Raw genomic sequence first — 14636 nt, 5'->3', positions numbered from 1 at the left:
ACCGTCAGGAGGTCATCGTGTCGTCGCACCAGCGGCCGCTGGAGCCGGGCATCGTCCGCGACTTCAAGGTCAATCTGTCGTACGGGAAGTACCTGGATCTCGACCGGATCCTCAGCGCGCAGCATCCGGTCAGCGTGCCCGAGCACCACGACGAGCTGCTGTTCATCCTTCAGCACCAGACGTCGGAGCTCTGGCTCAAGCTGGTCCTGCACGAGCTGCGGGCGGTCCGCCGGCAGCTGGCCGCCGACGAGCTGCGGCCCGCCCTCAAGGGGCTGGCCCGGGTGAAGCACATCCAGCGCTGCCTGACCGAGCAGTGGTCGGTGCTGGCCACGCTGACCCCCAGCGAGTACGCCGAGTTCCGCAGCTTTCTGGGCACCTCGTCGGGCTTCCAGTCGTACCAGTACCGCGCGGTCGAGTTCACGCTCGGCAACAAGGACCGGCGGATGCTGTCGCTCTTCGACGACGACCCGGCGGCCCAGGAGATGCTCGTCGAGGCGCTGGAGACGCCGAGCGTCTACGACGAGTTCCTGCGCTACCTCGCCCGGCACGGCCACGACATCCCGGTCGAGCTGCTGCAGCGGGACGTGACGCTGCCGTGGCGCTTCCACGCCGACCTGGTGCCGGTCTTCGTCGCCATCTACGAGAACAAGGACAAGTTCTGGGAGGCGTACGAGGCCTGCGAGGAGCTCGTCGACCTCGAGGAGAACTTCCAGTTCTGGCGGTTCCGGCATCTCAAGACCGTCGAGCGCACGATCGGGGTCAAGCGCGGCACCGGCGGCTCCAGCGGCGTCGGGTTCCTGCGCAAGGCCCTCGACCTGGAGTTCTTCCCCGAGCTGTACGCCGTCCGCACGGAGATCGGCGTGGAGGATCTGTGACGGACGACCTGCTGGAGCGGGCCGAGGCGCTGGACGCCGCCGACCCGCTGGCGCCGCTGCGCGACCGTTTCCTGGCCCCCGGCGACTTCGACGTGGTCTCGTACCTCGACGGCAACTCGCTGGGCCGGCCGCTGCGCGCCACCGGGGAGCTGATGACCGAGTTCGTCCGCGAGCAGTGGGCGGGCCGGTTGATCCGCGGCTGGACGGACGGCTGGCTGGAGTGGCCGCAGCGGCTCGGCGACCGGCTCGGCGCGATCGCCCTGGGCGCCGCCGCGGGGCAGGTCGTGGTGGCCGACTCCACGACCGTGCTGCTCTACAAGCTGGTCCGGGCGGCCGTCGACGCCCGTCCCGGCCGCCGCCGCATCGTGCTGGACACCGACAACTTCCCGACCGACCGGTACGTGTGTGAGGCCGTCGCGGCGGAACGCGGCGCCGAGCTGGTGTGGATCGACACCGACCCGGCCGCCGGAATCACGCCGGAGCAGGTCGCCGCGGTGGTGGACGACAACACGGCGCTCGTGCTGTTCAGCCACGTCGCCTACCGGTCGGGCTGGCTCGCCGACGCCGCGGAGATCAACCGCGTGGCGCACGCCGCCGGGGCGCTGACCCTCTGGGACCTGTGCCACTCGGCCGGCTCGGTGGAGGTCGAGCTGGACGCGTGGGGCGTGGACCTGGCGGTGGGCTGCACGTACAAGTACCTCAACGGTGGTCCGGGGGCGCCGGCCTTCGCGTACCTGCGGGCGGGGCTGCAGGACGAGCTGCGGCAACCGATCTGGGGCTGGATGGGGCATCGGGCGTCGTTCGAGATGGGACCCGGGCACGAGCCGGCGCCGGGCGCCCGGGCGCTGCTCAGCGGCACCCCGCCGATCCTGGGCATGGTGCCGCTGCACGCGAGCCTGGACCTCTACGCCGAGGCGGGCATCGAGGCCGTGCGGGCCAAGTCGCTGCTGCTCACCGACTACGTCATCGAGCTGGCGGACCGCTGGCTGACGCCGCTGGGCGTGGAGGTGGCCGGGCCCCGGGAGCCGGAGCGCCGCGGCGGCCACGTGACGCTGCGCCGGCCCGGTTTCCAGGAGCTGCTGGACCCGCTGTGGGAGCGCGGGGTGATCCCGGACTACCGCCGCCCCGACGGGCTCCGCATCGGACCGGCCCCGCTGAGCACCGGTTTCGCCGAGGTCCACCGGGGACTGGGGATTCTGCGGGATCTGCTCGAGAAGCACGCATGACCTGGCTGGTGCCCGACTCGCTGTGGTGGGACGGCCGGTGGCACACGGGGACGGCACTGCGCGACGGTGTGCTCGCCGCAGCCGGCGACCTGCCCGCCGGTGACAAGCGCAAGCGGCTGCCCGGCACGGTGCTGCCGGGGCTCGGGGACGCTCACGTGCACTCCGCCCTGGTGGATCTGCCGACGCTGCACGCCGGCGGGATCGCCTGGGCCTGGGATCTCGGCGGCGCGCCGGTGGCGGTCGCCGCGGTGGCCGCCCGGTACCCGTGGCTCCGGTTCGCCGGGCCGTTCCTGACCGCACCCGGTGGCTACCCCAGCGACCGGTCGTGGGCGCCGGCCGGAAGCTGTCGTGCGGTCCGGTCGGTGGCCGACGCCGCCGAGGCGGTCGCGGAGGCGTACGCCGGGGGAGCGACGCTGATCAAGGTCACGGCACACGCGGGCGGGCCGGTCCTGGCGCCCGGGACGCTGGCGGCCGTGGTCGAGGCGGCGCACGCGCGGGAGCTGCCGGTGGTGGTGCACGCCGAGGGGCCGGGCATGGTGCGGGCCGCGTACGAGTCGGGAGCCGACCTGCTCGCCCATACACCGTGGACGGAGGAGCTCGACGACGGGCTCGTCCGGGCGTGCGCCGCGCGGATGACGTGGATCAGCACCCTCGACATCCACGGCTACGGCGCGCCGTCGCCGGATCGGGTCACCGCGGTCGGCAACCTGCGGCGTTTCCTCGGCCAGGGCGGAAAAGTCCGGTACGGCACCGACCTCGGCAACGGCCCGCTGCCGCTCGCGATCAATCCCCGCGAGGTACGCGCCCTGCAGGAGGCCGGGCTGAACCCGGCGGACGTCCTGGCGGCCATGACCGACCCCGGCCGTACCGAACTCAGCTGGGTGCCCGGCGGCCTGGACCTCGATCCCGGCCGGTTCGCGGACTCCCTGGCCACCGCCCGGGTTCTCGGCCCCGAGGTCAACCCCCGGCATATCGTCTGAGCATGACCCTGACAGTGGTGAGCGGCGCCACGGGCCGCCTCGGAGGCCGGGTGGCAGCCCGCTTGGACCGGCCGCAGCGGCTCCTCGTCCGCGACGCTGCCCGTGCCCCGAGCATCCCGGGCGCCGAGGTCGCCCAGGCCGATTACGGCGACGCCACGGCGGTCCGGGCCGCGCTCGAGGGCGCCGGGACCGTCCTGATGGTCTCGGCGTCGGAGAGTCCCGACCGGGTCGACCGGCACCGCGTCTTCGTCGACGCGGCGGCGGCCGCGGGCGTCGGCCACCTGGTCTACACCTCCTTCGCCAGGGCGCGGCCGGACGCCACCTTCACCCTCGCCCGCGACCACTGGGCGACGGAGCAGCACATCCGGGAAAGCGGCCTGCCCTTCACCTTCCTGCGCGACAACCTGTACGCCGACTTCGTGCCGGCGCTCGTGGGTGACGACGGGGTCATCCGCTGGCCGGGCGGGGACGGGCGGGCCGCGGTCGTGGCGCAGGACGACATCGCGGACGCGATCGTCGCCGTGCTGCGCGACCCGGGACCGCACGCCGGCCGGACCTACGACCTCACCGGGCCCGAGGCGCTCACGTTCGCCGAGATGGCGGCGGTGCTCACCGAGGCGACCGGGCGCGAGGTCCGCTTCCATGACGAGACCCTCGAGGAGGCGTACGCCTCGCGCGCGGCGTACGGCGCCCCGGCCTGGCAGGTGGACGCCTGGGTGAGCACGTACACGGCGGTGGCCGCCGGCGAACTGGCCACGGTGGACCCGGCGATCGAAGGGCTCGTCGGCCGCCGCGCGAAGACCCTCGCGGAGCTGGTGCGGTCATCCTAGAGTCGGCGGGGTGAGACACGGCGGGATGGTCCGGCTCGAGCGCGGCGACGAGACGGTCATCGGTGGGGAGTCGCCGATCCGCTACCAGCTGGCCTCGGTGAGCAAGCAGTTCACCGCCGCCGCGGTGCTGCTGCTGGCGCAGGACGGCCGGGTACGCCTGGACGACCCGCTGGACCGGTGGATCGCCGGCTGGCCCGGGGTGACCCTGCACCATCTGCTCGCGCACACCTCCGGGATCGGGCATTGGCACGACTATCCGATGATCGACCTCGGCCGCCGCGTCGACCCCGGCGAGCTGGTCGAGACCTTCCGCCGCGTGCCGCCGGTGTTCGCGCCGGGCGACGGTTGGCGCTACAGCAGTCCGGCGTACGTGCTGGCGGCGCAGGTCGTGGAGCGAGTCGCCGACCTGCCGTACCGGGATTTCCTCGCCGGCCGGGTCTTCGGCCCCGCCGGCCTGACCGGCACCTTCGCCGGCTCGCCGGGCGACGCGGGCGACATCGCCCCGGGACACGACCAGCACGGCGCTGCCCTGCCGTCCTGGGACCTCGACGTGGTCGGCATGGGCGCCGGCGACGTCTGGTCCACCACCGGCGACATGGTCTCCTGGATGCGCCGGCTGTGGGCCGGGGACGTGCTCGGCGAGCCGTGGCGCACGTTGATGCTCACCGAGCGCGCGGCGACCGGGAACGCCGACGACCACTCCCGCGGCTACGGCTACGGCTGGTTCGTGGGCACGTACGACGGCGAGCCGTGGTTCCAGCACAGCGGGCACAACGCCGGCTACAAGACGTTCGCGGCCTGCCTGCCGGAGTCGGACCGGCGCATCGTGGTGCTCACCAACAGCGAGGTGCTGGACCCGTCATCGATCTTCGCGCTGCTGGAACGCCTGCTCTGAGTCACATCCGCCGGCCGTGGTGGTCCACGAGGGCGCAGAGCAGGCCGGTCAGCTGGTCGCGTTGCTCCGGAGTCAGCGGGGCCAGCACCTCGTCCTCGACGTCGGCGATCAGTCCGTCCAGCCTCAGCAGCTGACGCCGGCCCGGCCCGGTCAGCGTGACGACGTTCCGCCGGCGGTCGGCGGGATCGGGGGCGCGTTGGATGAACCCCCGGTCGGCCAGCTCGTTGATGACCGCGACCAGGTCGCTGCGGTGGATGCCGGTCCGGGAGCTGAGCTCGGCCTGGCTCGCCGGCGCGAACTCGTCCAGGGTCGCCAGCACCGCGTAGTGCCACTTGCGGGCGTCCGCGCGGGCCAGCTCCTCGGTGACGCGGCGATCGGAATGGATCGCGGCCAGGGACAGCAGCCGCGTGGGGAGCTTGCGCAGCCGCTCCGCACTGTCGCTCATCCCGTCAGCATAGCCCTTGCGTTAGTCGCACTAACGATTTACCGTCGCTCGAAACGTTAGTGTGACCAACGAATGGGGCTGTCATGCCGATGACCGACGTGCTCGAGTCGACGATGTACTACGAGGAGATTCCGGGCGCCGGCACCCCTGTCGTGTTCCTGCACGGCAACCCGAGCTCGTCGTGGCTGTGGCGCAAGGTGCTGCCCGCGGTGGGTCTGCGGGCCCGCCTGCTCGCCCCGGACCTGATCGGGATGGGGCGGTCGGGCAAGCCCGACGTGCCGTACCGCTTCGCCGACCATGCCCGCTACCTGGACGCCTGGTTCGACCGGCTCGGCCTGGACGACGTCGTCCTCGTCGGGCACGACTGGGGCGGAGCGCTCGCCTTCGACTGGGCGGCCGGGCACCCGGACCGGGTCCGCGGCGTGGCCTTCCTCGAGACCATCGTGCGGCCCCTGTCGTGGAGCGACCTGGCGGGCGGGCCGCGGGCGCGCGCCGAGGCCGTGCGCGGGCCCGAAGGCGAGGAGCTGGTGCTCGACCAGAACTTCTTCCTCACGTCCGCCTTCACCGGCGGCGTGCTGAAGCCCGTCAGCGAGCAGGACCTGGCCGCCTACCTGGCCCCGTACCCCACCCGGGACAGCCGGCGTCCCATCCTCGAGTGGGCCCGCTCGCTGCCCCTGGACGGGCAGCCGGCGGACGTCGCCGAGCGCGTCGAACGGTACGGCAAGTGGCTGGCCACGAGCCATGACGTGCCCAAACTGCTGCTCACCTTCGACTCCTCGCCGACCCTCCTGATCGACGCCGAGACGGCGCAGTGGTGCAAGGCCACCATCGCCGCCCTGACGGTCCGGCACTGCGGCCCCGCCGGGCACCACGCTCCCGAGGACCAGCCGCAGGCCATCGCCGAAGCCGTCACCGCCTGGGCCGAGCGGTGTCAGATCTGAAGATCGACCGTCTCGCCGGTCGTCGCGCTCATCCGGGCCGCGTCGAGCACGTCCATGTTCCGCACCGCGTCCCACGGGTCCACCGGCAGCGGTCCCTCGCCGCGGACCGCCGCGGCGAACGCCGGGTAGAAGCTGTCCCAGCGGCCCCGCTCGCTGCGGACGGGCGCACCGGTCCGGCCGCGGTAGAGGCGGCCCCAGGCGTGTTCCGGCTCGACGCCCCAGCGGTCGCCGAGGGTGGCGGGGGAGCGGCCGGCCTTGAGCGCCGCCTCCTGACCGTCGATGCCGTCGACGATGTACGTGCCCGTGGTGCCGGTGACGCGGAACCGCGGACCCGGCGCGGCCTGCCGCCAGCTGCCCCACAGGTGCGACTCCACGCCGCTGCGGTGGTGCAGGGCCACGAAGACGTCGCTGTCGAGGTCGCCGTCGGAGTGCATCTCCGCGTACACCCGGGCGACCGGGCCGAAGAGCAGGTGCGCCTGGTCGACGAGGTGGGCGCCGAAGTCGAGCAGGGTGCCGCCGCCCGCGGCCGGGGGCTGGCGGTCCGGGTCCCAGCGCTCGAAGCGGGACTCGAAGCGGCGGACCTCGCCGAGCGTGCCCTCGTCGAGCAGCCGGCGCACGGTCAGCAGGTCGGCGTCGTAGCGGCGGTTCTGGTAGACGGTCAGCAGCACGCCCCGGTCCGCGGCGATCGTGGTGACCTCGCGGGCCGCCTCCGCGTCCAGCGCGAACGGCTTGTCGACGACCACGGCCAGCCCCTGCGCGATCGCCTCGCGGGCGAGGGAGGCGTGCGTGGCGGCCGGGGTGGAGATGGCCACGGCTTCGGCTCCCGCGGCCGCCAGGTCGGCGATCGAGTCGTACGCGGGCACGCCGGGGTGCGCCTTGGCGAGCTCCTCGCGCCGCTCCGCCGAGCGGGTCACCACGCCCGCGAACTCGACGCCCTCCGCCGACGCGAGCAGGGGCGCGTGGAAGATGCGCCCGCCCGAGCCGTACCCGACCAGGCCGATCCTTGTTGCCGTCATGGTGCGGAATCTTACAAACCCCGATCCTCCCCGGGAGGGTGACGCAGAGCACGATCGCTGCGATCACGAAACGTGAACGCGGCATGTCGGAAGGTTGACGTGCGCCGGTCGGGGCGCTTTTCCCGAGCCACCATGGGCGCCATGGAGCCCGACCAGCTGGACCGCACCCCGTTCGCGGACCTCGACCGGATGCCGCCCGACATGCTCGCCATGCTCGTGGCGGCGCTCGAGGCGATGTCCCGCCACCCCGAGATCCGCCGCGTGCGGCACACCGCCTGGGAGGCGCTGCGCCCCCGTCCCGGCCAGCGTCTGCTCGACGCCGGCTGCGGTGCCGGGGACGTCGCCCGCGAGCTCGCGGCCGCCGTCGCCCCGGACGGCGAGGTGGTCGCGCTCGACTTCTCCGCGGCGACCCTGGCGGCCGCTCGGGCCCGCGACACCGGCGGCGCCATCTCGTACGTGACGGGCGACGTCCGCGCGCTGGACTTCGACGACGAGAGCTTCGACGGGGTGTGGTGCGAGCGGGTGCTGCAGCACGTCGAGGACGCGGACGCGGCGATCGGCGAGCTGGTCCGGGTTACGCGGACCGGCGGGCGCGTCTGCCTGCTGGACACCGACTGGGCGTCGCTGGCATTCGACGGCGTGGACGGCGCCCTGGCCGGCACGGTGATCGGGCACATGCACGGCAGGCTCACCCCGCGGCAGCTCGACATGGGCCGCACGCTGCGCCGCCGCCTGGTCGACCACGGCCTCGAGGACGTCACGGCGACGCCGGTGACCTGCTACTTCCCGGACCCGGCGTCGGCGGCGGTGGTGCTGCCGATGGTCAACCACGACGTGCCGGAGGAGAGCTGGATGACCCCCGCCGGGCTGCGCGACGAATGGTTCGCGCAGGTCGACACGGCCGGCGAGCGGGGCGATTTTCTCGCCGTCCTGACCATCTGGGTGGTCGCCGGCACGGTGTGATGCCGTATGTTACCCGTGGGTAGCATCGAGAGGAGCGCCATGCCGACGCTGGACCGCCACGACGACGTCTTCGTCCTCGACCTCGGCGACGGGGAGAACCGGTTCCATCCCGACTGGATCGCCGAGGTGACCGCCGCCCTGGACCGGGTCGAGCGGGCCGACGGCGCCCGTGCGCTGGTCACCGCGGCCACGGGCAAGATCTACTCCAACGGCCTGGACCTGGACTGGCTGGGGCGCAACGCCGAGAGGTTCCACGAGTACGCGGTGTCGGTGCACGAGCTGTTCGCCCGGATGCTGTCGCTGCCCGTGATCACCGTGGCCGCCCTGCAGGGGCACACCTTCGCCGCCGGGGCGATGCTGTCGCTGGCCCACGACTTCCGCGTGATGCGGGCGGACCGCGGGTTCTGGTGCCTGCCCGAGGCGGAGATCAACATCCCCTTCACCCGCGGCATGTCCGCGCTGATCCAGTCCCGGCTCGCCCCCCGCACCGCACACGAGGCCATGACGACGGCCCGGCGCTACGGCGGCATCGAAGCGCTCGCCGCGGGCATCGTCGACCAGGCGGTGCCGGAGGACGAGGTGCGCACGGCGGCGGCCGGGCTCGCCGCGGCACAGGCCGCCAAGGCCGGCGACACCCTCGCCACGATCAAGGCCCGGATGTACGCGACCGTGCTGGAGACACTGCGCGACAAGGACAACCCGCTCGGCTGAGTCACTGCGCCCGGCGGAAGTGCTGCCGCTTGCGCTCCTCGCGGACGACGAAGCCCAGCCGGCCCAGCTCGTCGCGTAGCTCGCGGGCGTCATCGGCGTCACCGCTGCCCAGCGCCTGCTGCCGGGCGGCGAACAGGGCCTCCGCCTCGGCCGGCACGTCGGGCAGGCCGGGGACCCAGCGCCGGTACGTGCCCGCGTACGGGTCCCCGTCCCGCCAGACGGTGCCGAAGAGCGCCGCGAGCCGGCGTTCGCCGAGATGGGACGGCTCGCGGGCCAGCTCCCGGCCGGTACGCCCGAGCAGCACGAGCCGGTCCCGCTCGCGGAACGCGGCGACGACCTCGCCGAGGGCGACGGTCCGCCGCACTCCCGGCCGGGTGAGCACCACCTCGCTGCCGGTGATCCGTACGGTGAGCGACTCCAGGTCGGCCAGGTAGGCGAGGACCAGCCCGAGCACCGCACCCACGGCCAGGAGGACGAGGGTCGACTCGGGCTCCGGAAGCCGTGCCGCCCACCGCGACGGGCCACGCATCGGCGCGAACGGGATGCGCAGGATCCAGTCCGGCAGCTCGTGCACGACCCAGCCGGCCCCGGCGCCCGCGGCCGGCAGGGCGGTCCACATCGCGGCGCGGGCCCACCACGGCGTCGCCACGGTCCGTTCCTCGATCACGCCGGCAAGCCTTCACCGCCCGCAGGGGCCGGGGATACCACCGAAAGTCGTCGTGGCACCGACCAAAGTCGACGCCGGGGACTACACCAGGATCTGCGCCGCGCCCGGGACCGCCAGGGACCCCGCGGCCGGTCCGGGGATGCCGTCGCGCACCGGCAGCCACGTCACGGTTCCGGAGCGCTGGTTGGCGACGTACAGCCAGCGGCCGGTGGGGTCCAGGGCCAGGTGCCGGGGCCAGTTGCCGCCGCACGCCGGCGCGGCGACCCGTTCGAGGCGGGTGCCGTCGTCGCCGGTGGCGAAGACGGCGACCGTGTTCGTGCCGCGGTTGCTGACGTAGACGTGGCGGCCGTCCGGCGACACGGCGATCTCGCCCGGGTGGTTCGTGACCCCGGTGTCCGGTGCCGCCGCGATGACCTGGCCCGGCTTGAGCACCCCGTCGCTCCATCGGCACACGGTGACGGTGGAGTCGTGCTCGCCGGCCACGTACGCCACCTCGCCGGAGGGGTGGAAGGCGAGGTGCCGGGGGCCGCTGCCGGTCGCCATCGCGGTCCGGGCCACCTCGGTCAGCTTGCCCGCCTGCGCGTCGAGCGTGTAGGTGAAGACGCTGTCGCGGCCGAGGTCGACGGCGAGCACGTACGACCCCAGCGGATCGATCACCACCTGGTGGGCGTGCGACGGGTGACCCTCGGTGCCCTGCGGCCGGATGTCCGTGGCGGCGCCGACCGTGCCGTCGGCATCGATCGGGTGGGTGACTACCGCGCCGGCGCCGTACAGCGAGACGAACAGGAAGCTGCCGCCGGGGTGGACGGCCAGGTGTGCCGGCCCGCCACCGGTGGCGACGGTGTTGAGCACGCCGAGGTCGGGGGCGAGGGCGCTGACCGTACCCTCGTCCTGCTCGCTGATCGCGTAGAGGATGCTGCCGGCGGGGCTGGTCGCCAGCCAGGAAGCGTCGGTGACCGCGGCGGTCGTGGCCGTCGCGGTGAGCGCTCCCGTCGCCGGGTCCAGCCGGCCGCGGGTGATGCCGGGGCCGCCCGCCGAGGTGTAGCTGCCGACGTGGAAGGTGGTCATCGGAGGCTCCTCGTCGGCGACGGCGGGCAGGGTCCTGACGGCGCCGGCGCCGGCCGCGACGGTGACCGCCGCGGCGCCGCCGAGCGTGAGAAGCCCGCGGCGGGAGATCCTCAATCCATCCATGGAGGGCAATCTAACGGAAAGCCGTACCGATCGGGAGATCGGCACGGCTCGACGATGTCCGCGTGCATCAGGGGACGACGACCACCATCGCGTCCAGCAGCCGGTCCAGCGCGATGCTGGCGAAGCCCACCCGGACGTCGCTGGCACCGTACGGCAGCCACAGCCGCCCGTCGTGCAGCAGCCCGCCGCAGGAGTAGACGACGTTGGGGACGTACCCCTCACGCTCGATCTCGTCCGGCTCCAGCAGGCCGTGCGGCAGGTCGGCGAGGACCCGTTCCGGGTGGTCGAGGTCGAGCAGCATCGCGCCGATCGCGTACCGGCGCATCGGGCCGACCCCGTGCGTCAGCACCAGCCATCCCGCCTCGGTCTCCACCGGCGATCCGCAGTTGCCCACCTGGATCAGGTCCCACCCGCGGTGCGGGACGAGCAGCGGGGTCGCCTCCTGCCAGCGGTTGTTCTCGTCGCACTCGCTGAGGCCCAGCGTCTCGCCGTCCGAGCGGCACAGCGCGAGGCGCCGCCCGTTGACCGGCCGCGGGAACAGGGCCATGCCCTTGTTGCGGGCCGCCGGTCCGCGCAGCGCCGTGACCTCGAAGTGCCGCAGGTCGCGGGAGTGCAGCATGCGCCCGCCGATCTGCCGGCCGTCGTACGCGGTGTAGGTCGCGAGGTACGCCAGGCGCCCGTCGGGCTCGGCGACCTGTACGAACCGGGCGTCCTCCATGCCGTTGCTCTCGGCGGGCGCGGCCGGCCACAGCACCCGCCGGTGCAGCGGCACCGACGCCGGGAACGTCACCGCGTAGTCGGTCGCGGTGATCTCCCGCAGCACGGCCAGGGTGTCCCCGGTGGTGGGACGGGCCAGCAGCTCGCCCGGCAGGTGCCCGAGGACGTCCTCGAACTCCTCGTCGGAGTAGCGCTCCGGCAGCGAGCCCAGGACGCTGCACGTCAGCTCGTTGTCGATCTCGAGCTCGGCGAGGCCGGCGGCGAGCAGGTCGCGCTGGTGCTTGGCCCCGGTGCGCTCGCCGATGACCAGCGGGCCGTCGCGGTTCTCGAGCCGGAAGGCGTCGTGCGGTCCGAGGACGGCCGAGCAGAAACCGATCGAGGAGATGTGCCCCTCGCCGATCTGCCGGAGGCTGATCGCCACCCGCAGCTCGCCCGGTTCGAGTCCGCTCTGGTCGGGATGCGGGACCATCGAGGGGTTGCAGAGCGCCGCGGCCTCGACCGCGAACTCGTGGCTGAAGTACGCGCCGATCAGCGTCCGCGCGTTCGGTGAGAGCTCGACGTCCGGCGGCACGCGGTGGTGCACCACGTCGTAGTGATGCTGGAACGTGGCGAGAATGTCGTGGTGGCGCCCGGAGAAGCGGGCCAGCACGTCGTCGAGCAGCCTGCCGATCTCGCTCTCGTCGAGCTGGAGGATGCGTTCGATGAGGCTGGACGCCCGGTTCTGCGCCAGCTGGGCGTCCTCGCCGGGGACGAACAGCTTGATCACCACGCGCCGCCCGTCGGGCTGCATCGTGAGCTCGTGGCGCTGGACGAGGGTAGTGGTCCGGACCCCGTGCGGGTCGAGAGTTGCGGTCACGCTAGGCCGCCTGACGGTCGGGTCGCGCTGCGGCCTGCCAACGCGCGGGCGTGCTGCAACGTGGAGACGAGCGCGAGAGTGGATTCGGCACCTTGGTTCAGATTAGGCCCATCCGGCGTCAAACCGTCATATCCCCCGCCAGTTAAAGGGTCGTACATGACGGACCCGGTGTCGTTGTCGCCGAGGAACCAGGCGATGGCCTGCACCAGCGGCCCCTCCCAGTAGTCGTCGCCGGTCACCGCCGCCGCGGTGGCGCAGGCGTCGGCGGTGGCCGCGGCCTCGATCGGCTGCTGGTCGAAGCGGTGCCGCTCTTCGTCGGGGTGCCAGCCGCCCACCGGCACGGTGGACAGGTGACCCTGGTGATTCTGCATCCGGCAGAGCCAGCCGAGCATCCGCAGCCCGTCGGCGAGCAGCGGCTCGTCGCCGAGCAGGTCGCCGGCGTGGATGAGGACCTCGGGCAGGGCCGGGTTGGCGTACGTCAGCTCGCGCTCCGGCCAGACCCATTGCGGGTCGCGGCCCGGCAGCCCGATGACCGTGGCCGCATCGCCGAGCAGCTGCGCGGCATCGCCCGCCCGCGAGTCGGCACGCAGCACCTCGGCCGCGCCCAGCCCGGCGAAGGCCATCGCGCGGGGCCACGGGGAGCGCTGCTGGACGGCGACGGCGAACGCCTCCCGGGCCTCCTTGCGGATCCACGGGACGGTGCTGCGCGCGGCGGCGGTGCCCAGGCCCCAGACGGCGCGGCCCCACCAGTCGCCGGTGGACGGTTCGTCGAGCCAGCGGCGGTCGTACGAGAGCCGGTTGCGCACCCTGCCGTCGGGTGCCGTCGCGTGGTTCAGGAACGCGAGGTAGCGCTCGGCCAGCCCGATGACCTGGGCGGTGGGCTGGGGTTCCCGGCTGGCGACCACCAGGCCGCGGGCCACGTCGTCGACGCAGTACCCGTGCTCGCGGCGGACGATCGCGTTGCGCGCGTGCTCCAGCAGGCCGGTGTCGTCGGAGAGGCGCGCGAGGTGCGACCAGTTCGGTTCCGGCGCCTCGATGAGCTGCAGCGGGGGCGGCACGAGCCGCAGGGAGACGCTCACGCCGGCACGGAGGCGGCGACGGGTGCGCGGTCGGCGAGCAGCCCCGCGGCGAGGCTCTGGTAGCGGGCGGCCACCGCGGGCCAGCGCAGGGTGGGCCCGCCGGTCAGGCCGGTCAGCCGGCTGGTCGCGTCGGGCGCCTGCAGCAGTCGCCGGATGCCGGCGGCCATCGCCTCCGGGTCCTGGTGCGGCACGAGCAGGCCGGGACCGTCGGCGAGCAGCTCCACGGCGTGCGGGAACTCCGTGGCCACCACCGGCACGCCGGCGCCGACCGCCTCGATCAGCACCCCGGAGGTCACCTGCTCGGTCGAGTCGTACGGCAGCACGACCACGTCGGCGGAGCGGATGAGCCGGCTGAGGGCGGCCTGGTCCAGGTAGACGTCCTCCCACCGCAGGTGCTCGGTGACGCCCAGCTCGGCGGCCAGCGCCTTGAGCGACTGCCGGTAGACGTCGCCGTGGTGTTCCAGCACCTTCGGGTGGGTCCGGCCGGCCACCGTGTACACGGGAGCCGGATCCATGTCGCGCAGCAGGGCCAGTGCCCGCAGCGCCCACTCGATGCCCTTGCCGGGGCCGAGCAGCCCCCACGTGAGCAGGTGCGGAACCTCGAGGGTCTCGCGGGGAGCGCTCGAGTGGCTACCCGCGCCGTGCGGGATGACCGTCACCTTGCGGGAGTCGACGCGGTAGCCGGCGATGAGCCGGTGCCGGGCGGTGTCCGTCATGGTGACCACCGCGTCCGCGGTACCGACGATGCGCTCCAGCACGGACCGCTGGGAGGGCGACGGGGTGCTCAGCACGGTGTGCAGGACCACGATCGTGGGCACCTTGAGCGCGCGCAGCAGGGGCAGCACCTCGTCGCCGTCGACGCCGGGGTAGATGCCGTACTCGTGCTGGACGACGGCCACGTCGAAGCGGTTCAGGGCGTTCGCCGCGGCGGCCCATCCGCCGGCCACGTCGGTGTGCCAGGTGTGCACGACCCGCGGTGCCGTCCGGTCGACTTCCAGCCCGCCGCCGGCCGCGTCCGCCGAGAGCAGCCGGACCACGCCGCTGCCGGGCGCGCCCCCGGTGAGGTGGGACGCCAATGCCGCATTGAACGTCGCCAAACCGCATTGCGTCGGGGGATAGGTGCTGAGAAAGCCGTACGTGGCGGGCATGAACGGGCCCTTTCTGCTCAGGGTGCTGCCTCCCCGCAGCGTGCTAGGACATTTGCATGGAATTACCGCAATTCGGTAATCGACGGTAACAAGGAA

At 73.3% G+C, this 14636-nt stretch carries 15 protein-coding genes; 8 read left to right on the top strand and 7 right to left on the bottom strand.

Features of this window, described 5'->3' with window-relative positions:
* Positions 1 to 17: 17 nt before the first annotated feature.
* From AB0J80_RS05360 to AB0J80_RS05340, 5 genes are read left to right on the top strand one after another with little or no spacing between them, the layout of a single operon-like run.
* The gene (locus AB0J80_RS05360; protein WP_364700652.1) at positions 18 to 875 is read left to right on the top strand and encodes a tryptophan 2,3-dioxygenase family protein; all 858 of its coding nucleotides are present in this window, start codon (positions 18 to 20) and stop codon (positions 873 to 875) included.
* Positions 872 to 2101: a kynureninase gene (gene kynU / locus AB0J80_RS05355; RefSeq protein WP_364700650.1), complete on the top strand. Its 1230-nt coding sequence runs from the start codon at positions 872 to 874 to the stop codon at positions 2099 to 2101. The genes AB0J80_RS05360 and kynU overlap by 4 nt, the downstream gene beginning before the upstream one ends.
* On the top strand, positions 2098 to 3081 hold the full coding sequence (locus AB0J80_RS05350) for an amidohydrolase family protein (protein WP_364700648.1): 984 nt from the start codon (positions 2098 to 2100) through the stop codon (positions 3079 to 3081). The genes kynU and AB0J80_RS05350 overlap by 4 nt, the downstream gene beginning before the upstream one ends.
* A 2-nt stretch (positions 3082 to 3083) precedes the next feature.
* Complete coding sequence (locus AB0J80_RS05345; protein WP_364700646.1) at positions 3084 to 3911, top strand: SDR family oxidoreductase; 828 nt, start codon at positions 3084 to 3086, stop codon at positions 3909 to 3911.
* 25 nt (positions 3912 to 3936) lie between these two features.
* Positions 3937 to 4806, top strand: coding sequence for a serine hydrolase domain-containing protein (locus AB0J80_RS05340; protein ID WP_364701302.1), 870 nt, complete (start codon positions 3937 to 3939; stop codon positions 4804 to 4806).
* A 1-nt stretch (position 4807) separates the two neighbouring features.
* Here AB0J80_RS05340 and AB0J80_RS05335 read toward each other — a convergent pair whose 3' ends face one another.
* Positions 4808 to 5251: a MarR family transcriptional regulator gene (locus tag AB0J80_RS05335; protein ID WP_364700644.1), complete on the bottom strand. Its 444-nt coding sequence runs from the start codon at positions 5249 to 5251 to the stop codon at positions 4808 to 4810.
* A gap of 83 nt (positions 5252 to 5334) precedes the next feature.
* Between AB0J80_RS05335 and AB0J80_RS05330 the strand changes: the two genes are divergently transcribed.
* Positions 5335 to 6192: a haloalkane dehalogenase gene (locus AB0J80_RS05330; protein WP_364700642.1), complete on the top strand. Its 858-nt coding sequence runs from the start codon at positions 5335 to 5337 to the stop codon at positions 6190 to 6192.
* On the opposite strand, the gene AB0J80_RS05325 is transcribed toward AB0J80_RS05330, so the two are convergent.
* Positions 6183 to 7208 carry a Gfo/Idh/MocA family oxidoreductase gene (locus AB0J80_RS05325; RefSeq protein ID WP_364700640.1) on the bottom strand — a complete coding sequence of 342 codons (1026 nt, stop codon included), beginning with the start codon at positions 7206 to 7208 and terminating at the stop codon, positions 6183 to 6185. The two genes, AB0J80_RS05330 and AB0J80_RS05325, sit on opposite strands and share 10 nt — an antisense overlap.
* 141 nt (positions 7209 to 7349) lie before the next feature.
* Here AB0J80_RS05325 and AB0J80_RS05320 point away from each other — a divergent pair, with 141 nt between their 5' ends.
* Positions 7350 to 8171 carry a methyltransferase domain-containing protein gene (locus AB0J80_RS05320; protein ID WP_364700638.1) on the top strand — a complete coding sequence of 274 codons (822 nt, stop codon included), beginning with the start codon at positions 7350 to 7352 and terminating at the stop codon, positions 8169 to 8171.
* 39 nt (positions 8172 to 8210) lie between these two features.
* Positions 8211 to 8882, top strand: coding sequence for an enoyl-CoA hydratase-related protein (locus AB0J80_RS05315; protein ID WP_364700636.1), 672 nt, complete (start codon positions 8211 to 8213; stop codon positions 8880 to 8882).
* A gap of 1 nt (position 8883) precedes the next feature.
* Here the strand turns inward: AB0J80_RS05315 and AB0J80_RS05310 are convergent, their stop codons facing one another.
* From AB0J80_RS05310 to AB0J80_RS05290, 5 genes are all read right to left on the bottom strand, one after another.
* Positions 8884 to 9549 (bottom strand): hypothetical protein, encoded by a 666-nt coding sequence (locus AB0J80_RS05310; RefSeq protein WP_364700634.1) that lies wholly within the window; start codon positions 9547 to 9549, stop codon positions 8884 to 8886.
* A gap of 81 nt (positions 9550 to 9630) precedes the next feature.
* The gene (locus AB0J80_RS05305; protein WP_364700632.1) at positions 9631 to 10740 is read right to left on the bottom strand and encodes a lactonase family protein; all 1110 of its coding nucleotides are present in this window, start codon (positions 10738 to 10740) and stop codon (positions 9631 to 9633) included.
* A 67-nt stretch (positions 10741 to 10807) separates the two neighbouring features.
* Complete coding sequence (locus AB0J80_RS05300) at positions 10808 to 12313, bottom strand: glycoside hydrolase family 130 protein (protein ID WP_364700630.1); 1506 nt, start codon at positions 12311 to 12313, stop codon at positions 10808 to 10810.
* A complete protein-coding gene (locus AB0J80_RS05295) occupies positions 12310 to 13392 on the bottom strand; it encodes a glycosyltransferase (protein ID WP_364700628.1) in 1083 nt (360 codons plus the stop codon). The genes AB0J80_RS05300 and AB0J80_RS05295 overlap by 4 nt, the downstream gene beginning before the upstream one ends.
* A complete protein-coding gene (locus tag AB0J80_RS05290) occupies positions 13389 to 14540 on the bottom strand; it encodes a glycosyltransferase (protein ID WP_364700626.1) in 1152 nt (383 codons plus the stop codon). The genes AB0J80_RS05295 and AB0J80_RS05290 overlap by 4 nt, the downstream gene beginning before the upstream one ends.
* Positions 14541 to 14636 lie beyond the last annotated feature (96 nt).

This window comes from Actinoplanes sp. NPDC049548, from assembly GCF_040676695.1.
Lineage (GTDB): Bacteria > Actinomycetota > Actinomycetes > Mycobacteriales > Micromonosporaceae > Actinoplanes.
Note: the sequence above shows the minus strand (reverse complement) of the source record. Positions and strands in the feature narration are given on the sequence as shown.